The organism is Rubrivivax benzoatilyticus JA2 = ATCC BAA-35 (assembly GCF_000190375.1).
In the GTDB taxonomy this organism is placed as follows: Bacteria; Pseudomonadota; Gammaproteobacteria; order Burkholderiales; family Burkholderiaceae_C; genus Rubrivivax; species Rubrivivax benzoatilyticus.
In genome coordinates this window covers 45596-68095 of record NZ_AEWG01000113.1, presented here as the reverse complement: position 1 = coordinate 68095, position 22500 = coordinate 45596, and the positions used below count along the sequence as shown (strand labels likewise).

The window sequence follows — 22500 nt, the reverse complement described above, 5'->3', positions numbered from 1 at the left end:
CGGCCGCGTCGGCCCCGTCGGCGCCGTTGCGGCCGGACGAACGCCGGCCGGCCCCGGCGCTCGCGCCGCCGCCGGTCGGTGCCGCCGTGCCCGCCCCGCAGAGGATCGCCCGGCCATGAACGCGGTGTTCGAACGTCCCTCGGTGCTGCAGCGTGTCAGGACGCTGTTCTCCGGCTTCGACGGCCCGCTCGCCGCGGCGCTGCTGCTGCTGGTCGCCATCGGCCTGGTGACGATGTACTCGGCCGGCTACGACCACGGCACGCGCTTCGTCGACCACGGCCGCAACATGCTGCTGGCCTTCGTGGTGATGTTCGTCGTCGCGCAGGTGCCGCCGCAGCGGCTGCAGCAGATCGCCGTGCCGCTGTACGTCGTCGGCGTCGTGCTGGTCGTGCTGACCGCGCTGCCGGGCATCGGCATCACGAAGAAGGGCGCGACACGCTGGCTCAACCTGGGCATCGTCATCCAGCCCAGCGAGATCCTGAAGATCGCGATGCCGCTGATGCTCGCCTGGTGGTTCCAGAAGCGCGAAGGCCTGCTGCGCGTGCCCGACTTCCTCGTCGCCGCGGCGCTGCTGGGCGTGCCGGTGCTGCTGGTGATGCACCAGCCCGACCTGGGCACCTCGCTGCTGATCCTGGCCGGCGGCCTGTACGTGATCTTCTTCGCCGGGCTGTCGTGGAAGCTGATCGTGCCGGTGCTGGTGCTGGGCGCCACCGGCATCATCGCGCTGGTCATCGCCGAGCCGACGATCTGCCAGCCCGGCGTCGAATGGCCGATCCTGCGCGAGTACCAGCGCCACCGCGTCTGCACGCTGCTCGACCCGATGCAGGACCCGCTGGGCAAGGGCTTCCACATCATCCAGGGCATGATCGCCATCGGCTCCGGGGGGCTGACCGGCAAGGGCTTCATGAACGGCACCCAGACCCACCTGGAGTTCATCCCCGAGCGCACCACCGACTTCATCTTCGCCGCCTTCTGCGAGGAGTTCGGGCTGGCCGGCGTGCTGCTGCTGCTGTTCGCCTTCGTCTTCCTGATCTTCCGCGGGCTGATGATCGCCGGCGAGGCGCCGACGGTGTTCTCGCGCCTGCTGGCCGGCGCGATGTCGCTGAGCGTCTTCACCTATGCCTTCGTCAACATGGGCATGGTCAGCGGCATCCTGCCGGTGGTCGGTGTGCCGCTGCCCTTCGTCAGCTACGGCGGCACGGCGATGGTGACGCTGGGGCTGGGGCTGGGGATCCTGATGTCCGTGGCGCGCAGCCGACGGCTGATGATGAGTTGACGCGCGCATCGGCCGCGCGCATCGGCATGATGCGACATGGCGGGGTCAGGTCTCGCGAGACCTGACCCCAGGCTTTCTGACCCCGCGACTCACCCCTCGGCCGCCTCGTCGCCGTTCAGCGGGAAGCGCACCGTGAACACCGCGCCGGGCGTGCCGTGCGCACTGCCGGGGCGCAGCTCGGCGTCGGTGACGCCGATCTCGGCACCGTGCACGTTGGCGATCTCCTGCACGATGGCCAGGCCCAGGCCGCTGCCGTCGACGTCGGTGCCCAGCGCACGGTAGAAGGGCTGGAAGATCAGCTCGCGCTCGGCCGGCGCGATGCCCGGGCCGGTGTCCTCGACCTGCAGCACCAGCACCTGGCCGAAGGGGTCGGGCATCACGCGTGCGGTGACGGTGCCGCCGGCGGGCGTGTACTGCAGCGCGTTGTCGACGAGGTTGCGCACCATCTCGCGCACCAGCACCGGCTGGCCCCACAGGCGGGCGTCGCGGCTGTCGGGATCGGGGCCCTCGTAGCCGAGGTCGATGTGCTTCTCCATCGCCTTGGGCACGAAGTCGCGCACCGTCTCGACCACCGTGGCGGCGAGGTCGACGTCCTGCTTGCGCAGGGCCTGCTCCTTGTCCTCGGCGCGCGCCATCGACAGCAGCTGGTTGACCATGTGCGCCGCGCGCTGGCTCGACAGCGCGATCTGCTGCAGCGAGTGCTTCATCGACTGCGTGTCGCCGCGGCCGAAGTCGAGTTCGCGTTCGGCCAGCTCGGCTTGGGTGCGCAGCCCGGCCAGCGGCGTCTTCAGCTGGTGCGCGGCGTCGGCGAGGAAGTGGCGCTGGGCGGCGATCGACTGGTCGAGCCGGCCGAGCAGGTCGTTGATCGCGCCGACCAGCGGCGCCACCTCCTCGGGCACGTGGCGGTCCTCGATCGGCGACAGGTCGGTGCTGTCGCGCTGGCGGATGCGCTGCTGCAGGTCCGACAGCGGGCGGATGCCGCGCGCCAGCGCCAGCCACACCAGCAGCACCGCCACCGGCAGGATGACGAACTGCGGCAGGATCACGCCCTTGATGATCTCGGTGGCCAGGCGCGAACGTTTGTCCACCGTCTCGGCGATCTGGATCAGCCCGGCGTTGCCGCCGGCGTCATCGCCGGTCCAGAGATAGGCCACGCGCACCGGCTCGTCGCGGATCACGTCGTCGCGGAAACGCGGCTCGACGGTCGGCGGGCCGTCGCTGGGCACCGGCAGGTCGGCGTCGCCGGCGACGAGCTCGCCGCGCGCGCCGCGCACCTGGAAGAACAGGCTGTCGTTGTCGTCGGGGCGCAGCAGCTGCGTCGCCGCCTGCTCCAGGCTGCGGCGCGCGGCGTCGCTGGCGCGCGCCGGCATCTCGTGTTCGGCCGCGGCCTGGCGCGCGATGACACGCACCATCACGCCGAGCTCGCGGTCGTAGGGGCGGTTGGCGATGTTCTGCGCCACCAGCCAGGTGAGCGCGACGCTCATCGGCCACAGCAGCAGCAGTGGCGCGAGCATCCAGTCGAGGATCTCGCCGAAGAGGGAGCGTTGTTCGCGGGCCGCCATGCGTCTTCAGGATACCGTCTGGTCTTCCCGGGCGGACGCCGAGGGGCCTGCTGCGCCGGTCCGCGGGTGTCGCCCCGTCGAGGGCGCAGGTCCCGGGGGGCTTCGGGGGTGGGCCGTCAGGCCGCGATCTTCTCCAGGCAGTAGCCCAGGCCGCGCACCGTGGCGATCCTCACCGGGCCCTGCTCGATCTTCTTGCGCAGGCGGTGGATGTAGACCTCGATCGCGTTGTTGCTGACTTCCTCGCCCCACTCGCACAGGCGCTCGACGAGCTGGTCCTTGCTGACCAGGCGCCCCGAGCGCTGCAGCAGCACCTCCAGCAGCGACAGCTCGCGTGCCGACAGCTCGATCATCTGGTCGTTGAGGTAGGCGACGCGCCCGGTGGCGTCGAAGGTCAGCGGGCCGTGCTTGATGACGCTGGAGGCGGTGCCCAGGCCGCGGCGCGTCAGCGCACGCACGCGCGCTTCCAGCTCCTGCAGCGAGAACGGCTTGGCCATGTAGTCGTCGGCGCCCAGGTCCAGGCCCTTGACGCGCTGCTCGACGCTGTCGGCCGCGGTGAGGATCAGCACCGGCACCGACGCGCCACGCGCGCGCAGGCGCTTGAGCACGTCGAAACCATGCAGCTTGGGCAGGCCGAGATCGAGGATCACGAGATCGAACTCGTGCGCCGACAGCGCGGCGTCGGCCTCGGTGCCGCTGCCGACCTGGTCGACCGCGTAACCCGAGGCGCGCAAGGAGCGCAGCAGGCCGTCGGCCAGGACCTGGTCGTCTTCGGCGATGAGGATGCGCATGACTGTCTCCGTCGGCGGGCCCGTCGTCGGGCTCTGGCTGTGGAAATTTTAACGGCTTGCCTCTTGATACAGGGCAGGGTGTAGTCGCCGCTCACCCCACCGTCGAGGGCCCACCAAAGAACTGTACGAATATCCAGTTTCTGCAATAATCGGCGCCAATCAAGGAGAACCCGATGGACGCCCCGAAACCGCTGAACGCCGAGAAAGCCAAGGCCCTGCAGGCCGCTCTTGCCCAGATCGAGAAACAGTTCGGCAAGGGATCGATCATGCGCCTGGGCGAAGGCGAGGTGATCGAGGACATCCAGGTCGTGTCCACCGGCTCGGTGGGCCTGGACGTCGCGCTCGGTGTCGGCGGCCTGCCGCGCGGCCGCGTCGTCGAGATCTACGGCCCCGAGTCGTCGGGCAAGACGACGCTGACGCTGCAGGTCATCGCCGAGATGCAGAAGACCGGCGGCACCTGCGCCTTCATCGACGCCGAACACGCGCTGGACATCCAGTACGCGCAGAAGCTGGGCGTCAACCTGCAGGACCTGCTGATCAGCCAGCCCGACACCGGCGAGCAGGCGCTGGAGATCGTCGACGCACTGGTGCGTTCGGGCTCGATCGACCTGATCGTCGTCGACTCGGTCGCCGCGCTGACGCCCAAGGCCGAAATCGAAGGCGAGATGGGCGACTCGCTGCCCGGCCTGCAGGCGCGGCTGATGAGCCAGGCGCTGCGCAAGCTGACGGCGACGATCAAGAAGACCAACACGATGGTCATCTTCATCAACCAGATCCGGATGAAGATCGGCGTCATGTTCGGCAACCCCGAGACGACCACCGGCGGCAACGCGCTGAAGTTCTACGCCTCGGTGCGCCTGGACATCCGCCGCACCGGCAACATCAAGAAGGGCGACGAGGTCATCGGCAGCGAGACCAAGGTCAAGGTCGTCAAGAACAAGGTCTCGCCGCCGTTCAAGACCGCCGAGTTCGACATCCTCTACGGCGAAGGCATCAGCCGCGAAGGCGAGATCATCGACATGGGTGTCAACGCCCGCATCGTCGAGAAGTCCGGCGCCTGGTACGCCTACAACGGCGAGAAGATCGGCCAGGGCAAGGACAACGCGCGCGAGTTCCTGCGCGAGAACCCCGACATCGCCCGCGAGATCGAGAACAAGGTACGTGAGTCGCTCGGCATTCCGCAGCTGCCCGCCGCCGAAGGCGCCGAAGCCGGCGCCTGAGGCCGGCGGCCGGGGCGCGAGCGCGCCCCGGTGGCTTTCCGGGGCCGGGTGACGCTCCGTCACCCGGCCCGGTCGACACCTCGATGGCTTTCTCCGCCCCCTCGCTGAAAGGCCGCGCGCTGCGTTATCTGGCGCAGCGCGAACATTCGCGTGCCGAGCTCGAGCGCAAGCTCGCCCGCCACGCCGAGGACGGCCCCGACGCCAGCGCCGCCGAGCGCATCGCGCGTGCACTCGACGAACTGCAGGCCGCCGGGCTGTTGAGCGAGGCGCGGGTCGCCGAGTCGGTGCTCGCGCACGGCGCGCGTTTCGGCAGCCGCCGCCTGCGCCAGACGATGCAGTCCAAGGGGCTGGCGCCCGAGCTGGTCGCCAGCACGCTGGAGCAGGCGCGCAGCACCGAGCTGGAGCGTGCGCGCGAGGTCTGGCGCCGGCGTTTCGGCAGCGTGCCGGCCGATGCGGCCGGCCGCGCGAAGCAGATGCGTTTTCTCGCCGGCCGGGGCTTCGACGGCGACGTGATCCGCCGTGTCGTGCCGTCGATCGGCGCCGCCGATGACGGCGATCCCGAGCTCGATTGATCGTCGCGTGAAGCGCCGACGGCGCGCACCCGAGCGCCGTCCAGGGCTTGTCCAGCCGCCGCCTGCCGGCCGCGGCGCCGCGTGCTACATTGCCGCCGCTTTTTCAGCGGCCAGCCGCCGGCCCTGTCCTCCTCCATGAGTCTTCCTCCCGCCGCGGCCCGACGCCAGCTCAAGCACCGTCGTCAGATCGACGTGCAGGTCTATGCCCGGGACGACGGTTTGTGGGAGGTCGACGCGACGCTTGTCGACACCAAGACCCGCGACGCCCGCCTGGCCGGCGAAGTGCGCCCGGCCGGCACGCCGATCCACGACATGCTGATCCGGCTCGTCGTCGACACCTCGTTGAACGTCGTCGACGCCGGCGCCAGGACCCGCTGGATGCCCTACGCCGGCCACTGCGACGACCACGGCGAGGCCTACCGCTCGTTGATCGGCCTGAACCTCGCGCGCGGCTTCCGCAAGGGGCTGCAGCAGCGGGTCGGCGGCGTGCTCGGCTGCACCCACATCACCGAACTCGCCCAGGTGCTGCCGACGGCGGTCATCCAGGCTTTTGCCGGCGAAGTCATCGACACGCGCGGCGACAGCGGCGTCAAACCCTTCCAGCTCGACCGCTGTCATGCCTTGCGCAGCGACGGCGAGGTCGCCCGTCTCCATTACCCGCGCTGGTTCCGTCGGCCCGGCGCGGTTCTCGACACTTCCGGGAGTCCCGAATGAAGATCCACGAATACCAGGCCAAGGAACTGCTGCGCGCGCACGGGGTGCCGGTGCCGCGGGGTTATGCGGCGTTCACGGTGCAGGAGGCGCTGGAGGCGGCGCAGAAGCTCGGCGGCTCGGTGTGGGTGGTCAAGGCCCAGATCCACGCCGGCGGGCGCGGCAAGGGTGGCGGCGTCAAGCTCGCGCGTTCGCTGGCCGAGGTCGAGACCCTGGCCTCGCAGATCCTGGGCATGCAGCTCGTCACCCACCAGACCGGCCCCGAAGGCCAGAAGGTGCGCCGGCTGCTGGTCGAGGAAGGCGCCGACATCCGGAAGGAGTACTACGTCGCCGCGCTGACCGACCGCGCGACGCAGAAGGTGGCGCTGATGGCGTCGTCCGAAGGTGGCATGGACATCGAGGAAGTGGCGCACGCCACGCCGGAGAAGATCCTCAAGGTCTTCGTCGACCCGCTGGTGGGCCTGACCGAGGCTCAGGCGCGTGAACTGGCCGTGGGCATCGGCGTGCCCGAGGCCAGCCGGGCGCAAGCGGTCGACGTCTTCCAGAAGCTCTACGCCTGCTACATGGCCAGCGACGCCAGCCTCGCCGAGATCAACCCGCTGATCCTCGAAGGCCACGGCGGCATCAAGGCGCTGGACGCGAAGTTCAACTTCGACGCCAACGCGCTGTTCCGCCATCCGGAGATCGTCGCCTACCGGGATCTGGACGAAGAGGACCCGGCCGAGGTCGAGGCCAGCAAGTTCGACCTCAGCTACATCAGCCTGGACGGCAACATCGGCTGCCTGGTCAACGGCGCGGGCCTGGCGATGGCGACGATGGACACCATCAAGCTCTTCGGCGGCGAGCCGGCGAACTTCCTGGACGTGGGCGGCGGCGCGAGCGCCGAGAAGGTCACCGAGGCCTTCAAGATCATGCTGAAGAACCCCGAGGTGAAAGGCATCCTCGTCAACATCTTCGGCGGCATCATGAAGTGCGACACCATCGCCGAGGGCGTCATCGCCGCGTGCAAGGCGGTGAACCTGCAGGTGCCACTGGTGGTGCGCATGAAGGGCACCAACGAGGACCTGGGCAAGAAGATGCTGGCCGACTCGGGCCTGCCGATCATCGCCGCCGACACGATGGCCGAAGCCGCGACCGCCATCGTCGCCGCCGTCAAGTAACCCGCCGAGAGCACCCGCATGAGCATCCTGATCAACAAGGACACCCGCGTCATCACGCAGGGCATCACCGGCAAGACGGGCCAGTTCCACACCCGCATGTGCCGCGACTACGCCAACGGCCAGAACTGCTTCGTCGCCGGCGTGAACCCGAAGAAGGCCGGCGAGGACTTCGAGGGCATCCCGATCTACGCCAGCGTCAAGGAAGCGGCGGCGCAGACCGGCGCCACCGTCAGCGTCATCTATGTGCCGCCGGCCGGTGCCGCGGCGGCGATCTGGGAAGCGGTCGAGGCCGAGCTGGATCTGGCGATCTGCATCACCGAGGGCATCCCCATCAAGGACATGCTCGAGGTGCGCAACAAGATGAAGGCCAAGGAAGCGGCCGGTGGCAAGAAGACGCTGCTGCTGGGGCCGAACTGCCCGGGCACGATCACGCCCGAGGAGATCAAGATCGGCATCATGCCGGGCCACATCCACAAGAAGGGCCGCATCGGTGTCGTGTCGCGCTCGGGCACGCTGACCTACGAGGCGGTGGCGCAGCTCTCCGAACTCGGCATCGGCCAATCGAGCGCAGTCGGCATCGGCGGCGACCCGATCAACGGCCTGAAGCACCTCGACGTGATGCGGCTGTTCAACGAGGACCCGGACACCGACGCGGTGATCATGATCGGCGAGATCGGCGGCCCCGACGAAGCCGACGCGGCGCGCTGGTGCAAGGAGCACATGAAGAAGCCGGTGGTCGGCTTCATCGCCGGTGTCACCGCGCCGGCGGGCAAGCGCATGGGTCACGCCGGTGCGCTGATCTCCGGCGGCGCCGACACGGCGGATGCCAAGCTGGCGATCATGGAGGAGTGCGGCTTCACGATCACGCGCAACCCGTCCGAGATGGGGCGGCTGCTGCAGAAGCTGATCTGAGCGGCACGCGCCGCCACTGAACAAGGCCCGGCACGTCCGGGCCTCGGTGTTTCAGGCGCCGCGCGACCGTGCGTAGTTCCACGCACCGGGCACGTTCGCACGCTGCCTACACTGAACGCCAACAAAGCCCGGCGTCGTTCCAGCGCCGGGCATACGCATAACACGGGGTGTCATGGAAATCACGACGGCGGCCTTCTGGGCCGCACTGGGCTCGATCATCTGGGTCAACGTGCTGCTGTCCGGCGACAACGCGGTGGTCATCGCGCTCGCCGCGCGCGCCCTGCCGGCGCATCAGCAGAAGAAGGCGATCTTCTGGGGCAGCGCGGCGGCGATCGTGATGCGCATCGTGCTGACCATCGTCGCCGCACGGCTGCTGCAACTGCCGTTCCTGAAGATCGTCGGCGCGCTGGCCCTGCTCTACATCGGCGTGGATCTGCTGCTCGAGGACGACGAGGGTGGCGATCAGGGCGCCAACGAGGGCCAGGGCAACATCCTCTCCGCCATCCGCACCATCCTCGTCGCCGACCTGGTGATGAGCCTGGACAACGTGCTGGCGGTTGCCGCCGCTGCCAACGGCGACGTGCCGCTGCTGGTCATCGGGCTGGCGGTCAGCATCCCGTTGATCATCTTCGGCAGCACGCTGCTGCTGCGCGTGATGGAGCGCTACCCGCTGATCGTCACCGCAGGCGCCGCGCTGCTCGGTTTCCTCGCCGGCGAGATGCTGATGACCGATCCGGCTGTCGTCGAGCGCTTCGGCGAGCTGCCGCACGCGCTGATCAACACCGTCGGCGCGCTCGGCGCCGCGCTCGTCGTCGGCCTGGGCACGCTGCTGCAGCGGCGTGCCGCTGCCCGCCGCGCCGCGGAGTAAGTGTCCTCACGTACCCGGCGCCCCGGGGGGAGTGGTTATCATCCCTGCAACCGAAGGGGAGTAGCTCCCGTCGGCCCGCCCGGGCAGGACCAGGACGGAGCCCGACGTTGGCGGGCCGTCAGTACGAAGCGCAGCTTCCGGTCCGTCGGGCCATAACCACACAACTCCAGCCGAGCGAGACCTTCGACGCCAGGGCGCGCCGCGAAAGCGGCGTGCTCGCCGTCGTTCGTTCTCGCCCGGAGTCCGCATGGAGTTTCTGTCCCCCGCCTGGTTTTCGGCGCTCGCCGCCATCATCCTGATCGACCTCGTCCTTGCCGGCGACAACGCGATCGTCATCGCCCTGGCCGCGCGCCAGTTGCCCGAGCACCTGCGCAAGCGCGCCATCGTCTGGGGCACCGTGGGTGCGGTCGTCGTGCGCTCGACGATGACGCTGGCGGTCGTCTGGCTGCTCAAGGTGCCGGGGCTGATGCTCGTCGGCGGTCTGGGTCTGGTGTGGATCGCCTACAAGCTGCTCGTGCCGCAGGCCGAGGAAGGCGAACACGGCGTGGGCGCGACGACGTTCTGGGGCGCGATGCGCACGATCATCGTCGCCGACGCGCTGATGGGCGTCGACAACGTGCTGGGCGTCGCCGGCGCGGCGCACGGCAGCTTCGACCTGGTCGTCATCGGCCTGCTGATCAGCATCCCGATCGTCGTCTGGGGCAGCTCGCTGGTGCTCAAGCTCGTCGACCGCTACCCCGTCATCACCTACGTCGGTGCCGGCGTGCTGGCCTTCACCGCGGCCAAGATGATCGTCGGCGAACCCCTGCTCGACGAGGTCTACGATCCCAACCTCGCGGCCCGGCTCGCGACCTACTTCGTGTTCGTCTGCGGCGTGCTGGCCGCAGGATGGTGGGCGTCGCGCCGCGCGCGGCTGCAGCGCGACGCGGAACCCCGCAACGCGGGCTGAGTCCCAGTCCGCAGGAGGCACCATGGAACAGATCGCAGTCTTCGTCGACGACGCCGAGCACGCGCGTCGCATCCTGGCGCCGATGCTCGCGCAGGCCGCCGGCCCGACACGCTGGGTCGTCGTCGGCTGCGCGCCCAAGCTGACGCACCGCGTCGGCAAGTGGGTGTCGCACCGCAGCCGCGAGAACTGGCGCGAGCAGTGGCTGCGCACCCTGCGTGACCGCCTGGAGCCGACCTTCGCCATGGCCTCCGGCGAGCGCGAGTGGATGGTGGCGCGCGCACCGCTGCCCGACGTCAGCGCGCGCCTGCGCCGCCGCCTCGGCGCGGATCTGCGCCTGCTCGACGCCCGCCGGCCCAAGCTGGGGGCGGTGATGTCGCCGCTCAGCGCCGAACAGCCGGCCGCCCAGGACCATCGCTGGTCCACCGGTCTGGCGGTCGCCACCGGCATGGCGACGGTGCTCGCGCTCACCGACTGAACCCGCCGAGCCCGCGAACGCGGGGTGCACGCGGCCGGCGCGGCGGGCCGCTGCGGGGTCGGCGCTGTGCTAGCGTCGAGCGCCTGTCCCCGCCGAGTCCGTCGCCCTGTCCTCCGTGCGCTCCGACCCCCTCGTGTGCGGCCCCGTCGTGGGCGGCTACCGCCTCGACGGCCTGATCGGCAGCGGCCAGCACGGCGACGTCTACCTGGCCACGCACCCGGACAGCGGCATGCAGGTCGCCGTCAAGCGGCTTCGCCTGCCCGCCGGCGACGCGCAGCAGCGCGGCGAACTCGCCCGACGCTTCGTCGCCGAGGCCCAGACCACCCGGCGGCTGGACCATCCGGACATCGTGCGCGTGCTGGAGGCCGGCTGCGACGAGGCCGGGCCCTGGCTGGTGATGGAACTGCTGCACGGCTGCAGCCTCGAGCGCTACACCCGCGCCGCGCGCCTGCTGCCCGAGCCGGTCGTCGTGGCCCTGGTCGCGCGTGTCGCCCGTGCGCTGGCCTGTGCCCATGCCCAGGGCGTCGTGCACCGCGACCTCAAGCCGGCCAACGTCATCGTCGACTGGGGCGCGCGCCGGGTCACGCTGAGCGACTTCGGCCTGGCGCGCGATGCCGATGCCGAGAACACGCGGACCGGCCTGGTGCTGGGCTCACCCGACTACATGGCGCCGGAGCAGCTGGCGGGCGCCGCCGCCGCACCGGCCGGCGATCTCTACGCGCTCGGCGTCATGCTCTTCGAGCTGCTGGCCGGCCGCCGCCCGCACGAAGCCGCGTCGCTGGGCGAGCTGCTGCAGCAGGTCGCCCAGCGCACGCCGCCCGACCTGCGCACCCTCCGTCCCGAGCTGCCGCCGGCACTGTGCGATCTGGTCGCCGCCTTGTTGAGCAAGCAGCCGGCCGCACGCCCCGCGTCGGCCGCTGCGGTGGCCGACGCGCTGGATCTCATCCTCTCGACGATTGATTCGCCGCGGCGCGGATCGAAGTCACGACCTTGACGAGAGTCGACGGCTGAGCGGGTGTTCTTCGATGCACAATCGCAAAAAACCATGATCTTGCGTCCGAGGATTGCGCCGTGCCGATGACGACCGAGTTCTGCTCGGCCGTCGACACCGGCCGCGCCCGCAGCAACAACGAAGACTCGGTCGCGGTCGACGAGGCCACGTCGCTGGCGGTGCTGGCCGACGGCATGGGCGGCTACAACGCCGGGGAGGTGGCCAGCCAGATGGCCACGACCTTCATCGTCGGCGAGCTCGGCCGCTGGCTGCACGAAGCCGGCGCGCAGGCCGGCGACACCGACGTGCGGCGCGCGATGGACATCTGCGTCGACAACGCCAACCGCGCGATCTTCAACGCCGCCAACGCCAACCCGCAGTACGCCGGCATGGGCACGACGCTGGTCGTCGCCGTGTTCCGCGAGGGCCGCGTCATCATCGGCCACGTCGGCGACTCGCGCGCCTACCGCATGCGCGCCGGGCGCCTGCAGCAGATCACGCGCGACCACTCGCTGCTGCAGGAGCAGATCGATGCCGGCCTGATCACGCCCGAGCAGGCGGCCTTCTCGTCGAACAAGAACCTCGTCACGCGCGCCGTCGGGGTCGAGGACACCGTGCTGCTGGAGATGCACCCGCACGACGTCATGCCCGGCGACCTGTACCTGCTGTGCTCCGACGGCCTGTCGGACATGCTCGACGACGGTGCGATCGGCCGCCTGCTGGCGGCTTGCGGCGAGTCCCTCGACGAAGGGTGTCGCAACCTCATCGATGCGGCCAATGCCGCAGGTGGAAGGGATAATATCTCGGTGATCCTGGTCCGCGTCTCGGGGGGCGCGGGGGCTGCCGCCCGGTCCTGGTGGCCGTTCCGCCGCTAGCCGGTCATCGGTGCCGGCCTTCACGGTCCCCTCATCGCCTTCCCCTGCTGGCAGGGCCATTGCACGCCGCGGCTGAACGCCGGCACATCTGAGGTCTCGAATGGGCAAGCTGGTCGTTTCGCTCGACGGTGTCGTCATCAAGGAAGTCCAGATCACGAAGGACAAGACGACGCTCGGGCGGCGCCCGTACAACGACATCGTGATCGACAACCTCGCCGTCAGCGGCGAGCACGCCGTGCTGCAGATGGTCGGTGCCGACGTCTTCATCGAAGACCTCAACAGCACCAACGGCACCTACATCAACGGCAAGGCGATCAAGAAGCAGCTGCTGGCGCACGACGACACCGTCGAGATCGGCAAGTACAAGATCAAGTACCTGACCGAGGACAGCACCGACTACGAGCGCACGATGGTCATGCGGCCGGCCCAGCCGTCGCCGCCGCCTTTCGCGTCCGCCGGCCCGACCCGCTCGGGCCACGCGCCGATCGCGGCCGCACCGGCGGGCAGCGCCTCGATCAAGGTCCTCAACGGTGCCGCGGCCGGCCGCGAGGTGACGCTGACCAAGGTCGTCACGACGGTCGGCAAGCCCGGCGTGCAGGTGGCCTCGATCACGCGCCGGCCCAACGGCTACGCCTTCGCGCATGTCGAGGGCAGCAACCGGCCCAGCGTCAACGGCGTGCCGCTGATCGGCGACTCGGTGCCGCTGCGCAACGGCGACGTCATCGAGCTCGCCGGCACGGCGATGCAGTTCATCCACCACTGAGGCGCGAGCGCCGGGCCGCTCTCGGGCGGCTTGGTGCCCCGGAGCGGCGTTGCCGCATCGTGCGTCCTCGGCCGGCTCGCCGCAGGCGCCAGGGGTGCCGTGTGACCGTCTTCACGCTCGCGCCGTCTGCCGTGCGGCGCACCCCTGCCGAAGCGGGCTGAACGTCGATTCCGCGGCTTGCGCGGGGCGCCGGCGGCGGTCAGCATGCGCCTTCCGTCGGATGTCCGGCGGCTCATCACCGCCCATGCAGATCCGCGTCCTCGGTTGTTCCGGCTCCATCGCGGCCGGCAGCCGAACCACCTCGTTCCTCGTCGACGACGACGTGCTCGTCGACGCCGGCACGGGGGTCGGCGACCTCGCGCTCGACGAGCTTGCCCGCATCGACGACATCTTCGTCAGCCACTCGCATCTCGACCACGTGCTCGCGATCGCCCTGCTGGCCGACAGCGTCAAGCGCCTCCGTGCCGACGCCGGGCGGCCGCCGATCCGCGTGCATGCGCTGGCCGAGACGCTGCACGCGCTGCGCACCCACGTGTTCAACGGCGTCATCTGGCCCGACTTCACGCGGCTGCCCAGTCCAGAGCGGCCGATCCTGTGCTTCGAGCCCTTCGCCGTCGGCGACCGGCTGGCGCTGTCGCGCGGGCGTTCGCTCGAGGTGCTGCCGGCGGCGCACACGGTGCCGGCGGTTGGCTTTGCGCTGCTCGACGCGGCCGGCCGCGCCTGGGCCTACAGCGGCGACACCGGCCCGGTGCCCGCGCTGTGGCGCCGCCTGGCCGAGATGGACCTGCGCGGGCTGATCGTCGAGACCGCGTTCGGCGACGACGAGCGCGAACTGGCCGACGTCAGCCGCCACCTGTGTCCCACGCTGCTGCGCGACGAGCTGGCGCAGCTGCGCCGGCCGGTGGACGTCTACATCACGCACATCAAGCCCGGCATGGTCGATGCTGTGATGTCGCAGGTCGCGGCTCAGGCCGGCCCGCATCGCGTCAGTGCGCTGCACACCGGCCAGTGCCTGCGGTTCGGCGAGTGACCAAATCCGTCGCTTTGCGCCCGTCACGGCACACCATGCGGCCCGCGAAGTGACGTTTTTCGTCAGTGGCCGTGAACCAGTCGACAACCCACGGCATGGCACGCCCCCTGCAAATGCGGGGTGTCCTCGACCTTCCCTTTCCACTCACCCCACGGGAGTTCCGTCCATGAAGCGAGTCCAACAAGGTTTCACCCTGATCGAACTGATGATCGTCGTCGCGATCATCGGCATCCTGGCTGCCGTCGCGCTGCCGGCCTACCAGGACTACACGAAGAAGGCCAAGGTGTCTGAAGTGATCCTGGCGGCCTCGACCTGCCGCACGGCGGTCACCGAGGCCGTGCAGACCGCCGGCAGCACGCTGCCGTCCGGTGGCAACTGGGGCTGCGAGTCGACCAGCTCGACCTCCAAGTACGTTGCCTCGATCGAGACCAATGACGACGGTGCGATCCGTGTCACGGCGCAGAACCTCGACGATGCCAACGGCACGGTCATCCTGGTCCCGACCATCGAGAGCAACCTGGTCCGTGAGTGGCAGTGTGGCCCGGGCACGATGCCGGCCAAGTTCCTGCCGGGCTCCTGCAAGGTGACGGGCCTGTCGTTCTAAGCGTCTCCACGACGCGATCGACGAGAAGGCGGCTTTCGGGCTGCCTTTTCTGTTTCTGACCCTTCTGAACGTGTGGTCTGATTCGTCATTCGAGGAAACGGGATCTTCCATGGAGCACGCACTGTCGTTTGCTGATCCGGCCGCAATGGCGGGCGCCGCGGATACGCGCGCTGGCGAGGACGCGCTCGAGCTGACGATCCTGATGCCCTGCCTCAACGAGGCGCTCACGCTACCGGTGTGCATCGCGAAGGCGCGTGCCTTCCTGGCGAGCGCCGGCGTGCGCGGCGAGGTGCTGATTGCCGACAACGGGTCCAGCGACGGCTCGCAGCAGATCGCGCGCGATTGCGGCGCCCGTGTCGTCGACGTGCCGCGCCGCGGTTATGGCGCCGCCCTGATCGCCGGGATCGATGCCGCGCGCGGCCGTTATGTCGTGATGGGCGACTCCGACGACAGCTACGACTTCACCGCGCTCGGGCCCTTCCTGCGCGAGCTGCGCCAGGGCGCGCAGCTCGTCATGGGCAACCGTTTCGCCGGCGGCATCCAGCCCGGCGCCATGCCGCCGTTGCATCGTTACCTCGGCAATCCGGTGCTGAGTTTCATCGGGCGTCTGTTCTTCCGCACGCCCATCCGTGACTTCCATTGCGGCCTGCGTGCCTTCGACCGCGACTCGATGCGTGCGCTGTCCTTGCGCTGCGAAGGCATGGAGTTCGCCAGCGAGATGGTCGTCAAGGCCTCGCTGAACGGGCTGCGCATCGTCGAGGTGCCGACGACCCTGTCGCCCGACGGGCGCGACCGCCCGCCCCATCTGCGCAGCTGGCGCGACGGCTGGCGGCACCTGCGCTTCCTGCTGCTGTTCAGCCCGCGCTGGCTGTTCCTCTACCCCGGCGTGGCGCTGCTGCTGCTCGGGCTTCTCGGCCAGGCGCTGCTGCTCCCGGGGCCGCTGAGTGTCGGCGCGGTGCAGTTCGACGTGCACACGATGCTGTACGCCGCCGCGGCGACGATCGTCGGCCTCCAGGTCGCGATGTTCGCCGTCTTCGCCAAGGTGTATGCGGTCGAGCACGGCATCCTGCCGTCGAGCCGGATGGTCGAGAACGTCCGCCGCTGGTTCCCGATCGAGATCGGCCTGGTCGTCGGTCTCGGCTTCATCGCCGCCGGCATCGGACTGTCGCTCTACAGCGTCGCGGCCTGGGAAGGCGCCAGCTTCGGCCATCTCGACCCGTCGCGCGTGATGCGCATCGTGATCCCGTCGATGACGGTCACGACCATCGGCGTGCAGCTCGCGTTCGCGGCGATGTTCCTGGGCGTGCTCGGTCTGAAGGTCCACGCCCGGCGATGAGTTCCCTGCTGCAGACCCTGCCCGGCCGTGATGCCCGCGCGCCGGAGCAGGCGGTGCGGCCGGCATCGCTGGAGTTCGGGCTCGTCCTGGTGACCTGCGCCATGCTCGCGATGGCCGTGTCCTACGCGATGGGGCGCGACCTCAACTGGGACTTCTTCAACTACCACGGCTACGACGCGTTCGACCCGTTCGGCGCGCGGCTGGGCCAGGACTTCTTTCCCGCCGGCTATCAGGCCTATCTGTACCGGCTGGCGTTCCTGCCCTTCTCGCTGATGGATGCCGCGGGTTGGCACAGCCTGGCGATCGGCAGCGTGCTGGCGGCGCTGCACTCGCTGAACGTGGCGTTCCTGTATCTCGTCGTGCGCGAGTTCGTGCGCGACGTGCCGCGGCCCCGCTTCGTCGCTGCAGCCGTCACGGCGCTCGGTGCAGCCGCGCTGCCGTTCATCGGCCAGATCGGCAGCACCTTCATCGACCCGCTGGCGACGCCGCTCGTGATGGCGGCGCTCTGGGTCCTGTTGCGTGCCGGGCGTTCCCGTGGGAACTCCGCGCCGGCGGTTGCCGGGGTGCTCGGCGGCCTGGCCGTGGCGCTGAAGCTCACGAACGTGCCGTTTGCCATCGGGCTGGTGGCGGCTGCCGCCGTGCTGCCCGGGTGGACGCTCGCCTGGCGCCGCGCGGCCGTGGCGGCCCTTGCCACGGGCCTGGGTTTCGCCCTGCTCTACCTGCCCTGGGGCTGGAAGCTCTGGAGCCTGCACGGCAGTCCCGTGTTCCCGCTGTTCAACAACGTCTTCGGGTCGCCCGACTTCCCGGCCTATCCGATCGAGCTCCACCGCTTCGTGCCGCAGACGCTGGAGCAGCTTCTGACGCTGCCGGTAGCCATGCTGCAGCACAGCTCCTATGTCTACGTCGAGCAGGTGGCGCCCGACCTGCGGCCCGCGGTGCTTCTCGTGCTCGCTTCGGCGGCCGTCGTCCTGCACGCCGTTCGCCGTACACGGGGCGTGCCGCTCGCGCTGGCGACGCGCCAGCCCGCGCCGACCGCGCCTCTGGTGGCGTTCGTCGTCGTCTCGACCGCGGTCTGGGTGCTCACGTCGACCAACGGCCGCTATGCCGTTCCGCTGCTGCTGCTGCTCGCGCCGCTGATCTACGTCGCGGGCGCCGCGATCTTCGGCGAGCGTCGTGCGGCCATGTTGTGCCTGGTCCTGTGGGTGCTGCAGATGGTCCAGATCGTCGACACCGGCAACCCGCGCTGGTCGCCGCGCGACTGGGCGCCGCGGTGGCTGTCGGCGCAGGTTCCCGAGCGGCTGCAACGGGAGCCGCACCTGTTCGTGTCGATCTCCAGTTCCTCCGAGTCCTATGTCGCGGCCCATGTGCATCCCGACTCGGTGTTCGTGAATCCGATCGGCCTGCTGTCGATCCCCAATGACGGCCCGGGCTGGAGCCGCTACACGGCGCTGCGCGACCGGTTCGCCGCCCGCACGACGATCATCTTCCCCGTACCGGCAGACATTCCCGAGGAGAAGACCAGACTCCGGCTGGCCCGCCTGCAAGGGGCCGTGGACCGGCTGGGGCTGACGTTCGAGCCGAGCCGGTGCGAGGCGCTTCGTTTCGGGCAGGCCGATGGTGCGATTTCTTACCTCTGGCGGGGCCCGACCGGCCAGCCGGGCGTGTCTCTGGACCGGCAGGTGTTTGCCTGCGATGCCACGCGGCTGGCAACCCCGTCTGCCGAACAGGCCGCGGCCCGCGAACAGGCGTCGCGGATCATGGATGCGCTGGAACGCAAGTGTCCCGCGGTCTTCTCCCCGAACGGAGTCCAGGTCGAGGGCTCCGGCGACATCTGGACCCGCCTCTACGGCAAGTACGATCTGTTCGTGAACGTCAACTTCGCCCGCGGCGACATCGTCTACGTCCAGGAGCGCCAGAGCACCGACGTGCCGATCGGCCGCGTCGAGACCTGGCAGCAGGACATCGAGCGTTTCCGCTGCCGGCTGCCGCACGACGGTGCGCGCGACATCTCCACGCTGGACGGCGACCGGTGAAGTTCAACGAGGCCATCCTGGTCGTGTTCGTCGTCCTGCTGTCATCGGTCGGGCAGGTCCTGATGCGCGCCGCGTCGCTGGGCGCGGCGGCCAGCGGTGCCGCCGGCCTGCGGGCCTGGATGTCGTTCACCTCGGTGCTCGCGGTGATCGTCTACTGCAGCGCCATGGCACTGTGGCTCTGGGTGCTCTCGCGTGTCCCGATCACCCAGGCGTTCGCGTTCTTCGGCCTGTCCTTCGTGTTCGTCCCGCTGATGGCCAGCCGTTTCCTCGGGGACCCGATGACGACCCAGACCTGGATCGGCGCCGGGATCATCATCCTGGGCATCGTCGTCACGAACTGGCGCTCCGGCTGATCGGCCTGCCGCGTTAGCATGCGCGGCCCTTCTCCGCCGCAACCCGTGACGCCCCGCATCGCGCCGCATCTGCCCGGCTTGGCGCTGGCCGCCCTCGCCGCCAGCGCCCCCTCGCTGCTGGCGTACAACCTCTCGCCTTCGCCGACCTTCCTGAACCAGGCGCTGGCGATCGCGCTGTGGGGCCTGTTCGTCGCGGCCTGCGCGCCGCGCTCGGGGGCCGACTGGCGTGGCGCCGGTGCGCTGCAGGCGGCGCTGGCCGTGGTGCTGGCCGGGGTGTGCTGGTCGTGGTCGCACGCGCTGCCGTCCAGCATCGCGCTGTCGGCGATCGGGCTGCTGCTGGCGGCGATGGTGATGGTCTCCGGCGGCGCCGCGGCGCAGTCGCGGGCCGATCCGCGCGCGGTGTTCGCCGCCTTCTGCGTCGGCTGGGCCGTGGCCGGGGTCTTCAACGTCGCCGTCGCGCTGGTGCAGGTCTTCGCGCCCGAGGCGGCCGACGGCCAGTGGATCGCGCGCTCGGGCATCCCCGGGCGCGCCGTCGGCAACCTGCGCCAGCCCAACCACCTGAGCAGCCTGCTGCTGTGGTCGGCGATCGCCGTCGTCGCGCTGGTCGAGCTCTACCGCGACGGCCGCATCGGGCGGGTGCTGCGCATCGCCGGGCCGGCGCTGTTCGCGGCACTGGTCTTCGCCGTCGTGCTGACGGCTTCGCGCACCGGCTTCGTCGGCGTGCTGCTGCTGGCGCTGTGGGGCCTCGCCGACCGGCGCCTGGCACGTCGCACCCGCTGGCTGCTGCTGGCCGCGCCGCTGGTCTACGTCGCCGGCTGGCTGGCGATGGCCGAATGGGCGCGCCTGTCGCAGCACGTCTTCGGCGGCGAGGCGCGGCTGGCCGAGAACGACCTGTCGAGCTCGCGCGTGCGTATCTGGCTCAACACGCTGGAGCTGATCCGCCGCCAGCCCTGGGGCGGCGTCGGCTTCGGCGAGTTCAACTTCGCCTGGACGCTGACCCCGTTCCCCGACCGTCCGGTGGCGTTCTTCGACCACTCCCACAACCTGCTGCTGCAGCTCGCCGTGGAGCTCGGCCTGCCGGCGGCGGCGGTGGTGCTGGCGCTGCTGCTGTGGGCGATGGCGGCTTCGGGCCGGCGGGCGTTCGCGCCGCGCGGCGAGGCCCCGGGCGACGAGCGCGGCGGCCTCGAGCGCCGTGCGGCCTGGGTCATGGTGCTGATGATCGGGCTGCACAGCCTGCTCGAATATCCGCTGTGGTACGCCTACTTCCTGCTGCCCGCGGCCTGGGCCTGGGGCTATGCCGCCGGGCACCGCCGCGGCCCGGCGATGCCCGGCGGCTGGCCGCAGCCCGCGCTCGTCGCCTCAGGCCTGGCGCTGGTGATCGGGGCCGCGCTCGCGGTGGCCGACTACCGGCCGGTCACGCGCATCTTCACCAGCGCCCCGGACGACCCGCCGCTCGTCGAGCGCATCGCGCGCGGCCAGCGCAGCGTCTTCTTCGCCCACCATGCCGACTACGCCGCGGCGACCACCGGCCTGGTGCCCGGCCCCGACGCGATGCAGCCCTTCGAGCACGCCACCCACCACCTGCTCGATACCCGGCTGATGATGGCCTGGGCCCAGGCGCTGGCGGCGCGCGGCGAGCTCGACGCGGCGCGCCATCTGGCCGAGCGCCTGCGCGAGTTCCGCAACCCGGCCAGCCGCGAGTTCTTCGCCGTCTGCGAGGCCCCGGCGCCGGCCGACGCCGAGCCGCCGTTCCAGTGCCAGTCGCCGCAGCGCGTGCCCGACTGGCGCGAGTTCTTCCGGCCCTGAGGCGCGGCCTCAGGCCTGCGGCGCCACCCAGTCCCCGCTCTTGCCGCCGCGCTTCTCCAGCACGCGCACGTCGGTCATCACCATGCCGCGGTCGGCGGCCTTGCACATGTCGTAGATGGTGAGCAGGCCGACCTGCACCGCCGTCAGCGCCTCCATCTCGACGCCGGTGCGCCCGCGGGTCTCGACCTGGGCCTCGCAGCGCACGCTGGACGTGGCGGCGTCGAGCGCGAACTCGACCGCCACGCGGGTGATCGGCAGCGGGTGGCACAGCGGGATCAGCTCGGCGGTGCGCTTGGCGCCCTGGATCGCCGCGATGCGCGCCACGCCCAGCACGTCGCCCTTGGCGGCGCGGCCCTGGGCGACGAGCTCGAAGGTGGCCGGCAGCATGCGGATCGTGCCGGCGGCACGCGCCACGCGGTGCGTCTCGTCCTTGGCGGCGACGTCGACCATCTGCGCCCGGCCCTGCGCGTCGAAGTGGGTGAGCGGAGAGTTCATCGGCGGAAACAAGGGGGCAACGCGACGATGTCATGATAGGCCGTGCTGCATGCACCTGCGCCGGCCGCGGCCGGCGCCCACGACGGACACTCTGCCTTGACGCCTTCCCACCCCCCGCGTCGCCCGCGTCGTCCCCGGGCCCTCGTGCTGGCGCTCGCGCTGGCGTTTGCCGTGCAGGCCGTGCCGGCCCAGGTGCGGCTGCCGTCGCTCGGCGAGTCGGCCGTCGAGGACATCACCGTCGGCGCCGAGCGCCGCGTCGGCGACCAGATCATGCGCCAGATCCGCGCCGATCCCGCCTACCTCGACGACCCGGTGCTGCTCGAGTACGTGGACTCGATCTTCCAGCCGCTGCTGGCCGCGTCGCGCCAGCGTGGCGACATTCCGCCCGACATCGACCGCCAGTTCGGCTGGGAGGCCTTCCTGGTGCGCGAGCGCAGCGTCAACGCCTTCGCGCTGCCCGGCGGCTTCGTCGGCGTGCACCTCGGCCTGATCGCGCTGACCACCAGCACCGACGAGCTGGCCTCGGTGGTCGCGCACGAGCTCGCCCACGTCACCCAGCGCCACATCGCGCGCGGCAGCATCGCCGCCCAACGCAACACGATGCTCAGCATGGCCGCGCTGCTGCTCGGCGTGATCGCCGCGGCGCGCAGCAACAACGCCGACGTCGCCAACGCCGCGATCGCCGGCAGCCAGGCGGCGTCGATCCAGGGCCAGCTCAACTTCTCCCGCGACATGGAGCGCGAGGCCGACCGCATGGGCTACGGCACGCTCACCGCGGCGGGCTTCGCGCCGCAGGGCATGGCGCAGATGTTCGAGCGGCTGGACTCGGCCACGCGGCTCAACGACAGCGGCGGCTTCCCCTACCTGCGCAGCCACCCGCTGACCACCGAGCGCATCAGCGAGGCGCGCTCGCGTGCGCTGTTCGCCGGCGCCGGCGCGGGCGCGCCGCCGCTGCGCCACGCGCTGATGCAGCAGCGCGCGCGCGTGATGATGGACACCGACCCGCAGACCCTGCACCGCCTCGTCGACCAGGGCACGGCGGCTGCCGACGCGCCGCTGCGCGAACGCCTGGCGGCGGCCTATGCCGGGGCGCTGTCGGCCTCGCTGCTGCGCGAGCATGCCGCCGCCGATCGCCTGGCCTCGCAGGCGCTGGCGCTGGCGGCGCGCGCCGAGCCTCGCGAGCCGCAGGCCGAGCGCGACCTGCAGCTGCTGCTGGCCCAGGTGCGGCTGGCGGCCGGCCAGCCGGCGTCGGCGCTGCAGGCGCTGGACACGATCACGGTCGACACCCGCGGCCGGGCGCCGCTGCTGATGCGCGCCCAGGCGGCGCTGGACCTGCATCGTGCCGGCCAGCCGGCGCCGCAGGCGCTGCGTGCGGCCACCGAGGCGCTGCAGACCTGGGTCGCCGACCACCCGCGCGACGCCGGCGCCTGGATGCAGTTGGCGGCCACTTCCGACGCCTCCGGCTTCAAGCTGCGCGCCGTGCGTGCCGAGGCCGAGGCGCGCTACGTGTCGGGCGACCTCGTCGGGGCGATCGACCGCCTGCGCGCCGGCCAGGCGGCCGCCCGCGGCAGCGCGGGCCAGGACTTCATCGAGGCCTCGGTGATCGACGCGCGCCTGCGCGAGCTGCGGGCGCAGCAGCGCCGCGCGTTCTGCGAGGCGGCGGCCGAAGGCGCCGTGGGCCCGGTCGAAGGCCTGGACCCGCGCGACTGCCCGCGCTGACG

General features: G+C 70.7%; 22 protein-coding genes. 19 read left to right on the top strand and 3 right to left on the bottom strand.

Annotated elements, in window-relative coordinates; genetic code table 11:
* Positions 1-115 precede the first annotated feature (115 nt).
* Positions 116-1276 carry a rod shape-determining protein RodA gene (gene rodA, locus RBXJA2T_RS13360; RefSeq protein WP_009857921.1) on the top strand — a complete coding sequence of 387 codons (1161 nt, stop codon included), beginning with the start codon at positions 116-118 and terminating at the stop codon, positions 1274-1276.
* An 89-nt stretch (positions 1277-1365) separates the two neighbouring features.
* Here the strand turns inward: rodA and RBXJA2T_RS13355 are convergent, their stop codons facing one another.
* On the bottom strand, positions 1366-2838 hold the full coding sequence (locus RBXJA2T_RS13355; protein WP_009857920.1) for a sensor histidine kinase N-terminal domain-containing protein: 1473 nt from the start codon (positions 2836-2838) through the stop codon (positions 1366-1368).
* Between the two features lie 116 nt (positions 2839-2954).
* Complete coding sequence (locus tag RBXJA2T_RS13350) at positions 2955-3626, bottom strand: response regulator (RefSeq protein ID WP_009857919.1); 672 nt, start codon at positions 3624-3626, stop codon at positions 2955-2957.
* 173 nt (positions 3627-3799) lie between these two features.
* On the opposite strand from RBXJA2T_RS13350, the gene recA reads away from it, so the two are divergent.
* The 17 genes from recA to RBXJA2T_RS13265 all read left to right on the top strand — a co-directional run bounded on the left by recA (position 3800) and on the right by RBXJA2T_RS13265 (position 20284).
* Positions 3800-4846 (top strand): recombinase RecA, encoded by a 1047-nt coding sequence (recA, locus tag RBXJA2T_RS13345; RefSeq protein ID WP_009857918.1) that lies wholly within the window; start codon positions 3800-3802, stop codon positions 4844-4846.
* Between the two features lie 83 nt (positions 4847-4929).
* Positions 4930-5418 carry a recombination regulator RecX gene (gene recX, locus RBXJA2T_RS13340; RefSeq protein WP_009857917.1) on the top strand — a complete coding sequence of 163 codons (489 nt, stop codon included), beginning with the start codon at positions 4930-4932 and terminating at the stop codon, positions 5416-5418.
* Positions 5419-5553: 135 nt separating this feature from the next.
* Entirely contained in the window at positions 5554-6132 is a 579-nt protein-coding gene (locus RBXJA2T_RS13335; RefSeq protein WP_029718391.1) for a DUF2889 domain-containing protein, read from the top strand.
* Entirely contained in the window at positions 6129-7289 is a 1161-nt protein-coding gene (gene sucC / locus RBXJA2T_RS13330; protein ID WP_009857915.1) for an ADP-forming succinate--CoA ligase subunit beta, read from the top strand. Before RBXJA2T_RS13335 ends, sucC begins: the two co-directional genes overlap by 4 nt.
* An 18-nt stretch (positions 7290-7307) precedes the next feature.
* Positions 7308-8201, top strand: a complete 894-nt coding sequence (sucD, locus tag RBXJA2T_RS13325) for a succinate--CoA ligase subunit alpha (protein ID WP_009857914.1) — start codon at positions 7308-7310, stop codon at positions 8199-8201.
* Positions 8202-8373: 172 nt separating this feature from the next.
* Complete coding sequence (locus tag RBXJA2T_RS13320) at positions 8374-9069, top strand: TerC family protein (RefSeq protein WP_009857913.1); 696 nt, start codon at positions 8374-8376, stop codon at positions 9067-9069.
* A gap of 247 nt (positions 9070-9316) precedes the next feature.
* Entirely contained in the window at positions 9317-10018 is a 702-nt protein-coding gene (locus tag RBXJA2T_RS13315) for a TerC family protein (protein WP_009857912.1), read from the top strand.
* A gap of 22 nt (positions 10019-10040) precedes the next feature.
* A complete protein-coding gene (locus tag RBXJA2T_RS13310; protein ID WP_009857911.1) occupies positions 10041-10493 on the top strand; it encodes a hypothetical protein in 453 nt (150 codons plus the stop codon).
* A 133-nt stretch (positions 10494-10626) separates the two neighbouring features.
* Positions 10627-11487 carry a serine/threonine-protein kinase gene (locus RBXJA2T_RS13305; RefSeq protein ID WP_009857910.1) on the top strand — a complete coding sequence of 287 codons (861 nt, stop codon included), beginning with the start codon at positions 10627-10629 and terminating at the stop codon, positions 11485-11487.
* Between the two features lie 83 nt (positions 11488-11570).
* A complete protein-coding gene (locus tag RBXJA2T_RS13300; RefSeq protein ID WP_009857909.1) occupies positions 11571-12359 on the top strand; it encodes a Stp1/IreP family PP2C-type Ser/Thr phosphatase in 789 nt (262 codons plus the stop codon).
* A gap of 100 nt (positions 12360-12459) precedes the next feature.
* Positions 12460-13122, top strand: coding sequence for an FHA domain-containing protein (locus RBXJA2T_RS13295; protein ID WP_009857908.1), 663 nt, complete (start codon positions 12460-12462; stop codon positions 13120-13122).
* Between the two features lie 244 nt (positions 13123-13366).
* The gene (locus RBXJA2T_RS13290) at positions 13367-14152 is read left to right on the top strand and encodes an MBL fold metallo-hydrolase (protein ID WP_009857907.1); all 786 of its coding nucleotides are present in this window, start codon (positions 13367-13369) and stop codon (positions 14150-14152) included.
* 166 nt (positions 14153-14318) lie between these two features.
* On the top strand, positions 14319-14756 hold the full coding sequence (locus RBXJA2T_RS13285; protein WP_009857906.1) for a pilin: 438 nt from the start codon (positions 14319-14321) through the stop codon (positions 14754-14756).
* A gap of 109 nt (positions 14757-14865) precedes the next feature.
* On the top strand, positions 14866-16092 hold the full coding sequence (locus tag RBXJA2T_RS13280) for a glycosyltransferase family 2 protein (protein WP_202796736.1): 1227 nt from the start codon (positions 14866-14868) through the stop codon (positions 16090-16092).
* Entirely contained in the window at positions 16089-18125 is a 2037-nt protein-coding gene (locus tag RBXJA2T_RS13275) for a glycosyltransferase family 87 protein (protein ID WP_009857904.1), read from the top strand. The genes RBXJA2T_RS13280 and RBXJA2T_RS13275 overlap by 4 nt, the downstream gene beginning before the upstream one ends.
* The gene (locus RBXJA2T_RS13270; RefSeq protein WP_009857903.1) at positions 18122-18478 is read left to right on the top strand and encodes an EamA family transporter; all 357 of its coding nucleotides are present in this window, start codon (positions 18122-18124) and stop codon (positions 18476-18478) included. Before RBXJA2T_RS13275 ends, RBXJA2T_RS13270 begins: the two co-directional genes overlap by 4 nt.
* A 45-nt stretch (positions 18479-18523) precedes the next feature.
* Positions 18524-20284, top strand: a complete 1761-nt coding sequence (locus RBXJA2T_RS13265; protein ID WP_009857902.1) for a PglL family O-oligosaccharyltransferase — start codon at positions 18524-18526, stop codon at positions 20282-20284.
* A 9-nt stretch (positions 20285-20293) separates the two neighbouring features.
* Here RBXJA2T_RS13265 and moaC read toward each other — a convergent pair whose 3' ends face one another.
* Positions 20294-20779, bottom strand: a complete 486-nt coding sequence (gene moaC / locus RBXJA2T_RS13260; protein ID WP_029718876.1) for a cyclic pyranopterin monophosphate synthase MoaC — start codon at positions 20777-20779, stop codon at positions 20294-20296.
* Between the two features lie 96 nt (positions 20780-20875).
* On the opposite strand from moaC, the gene RBXJA2T_RS13255 reads away from it, so the two are divergent.
* Positions 20876-22498: a M48 family metalloprotease gene (locus RBXJA2T_RS13255; RefSeq protein ID WP_029718877.1), complete on the top strand. Its 1623-nt coding sequence runs from the start codon at positions 20876-20878 to the stop codon at positions 22496-22498.
* The last annotated feature ends 2 nt before the right edge of the window (positions 22499-22500 follow it).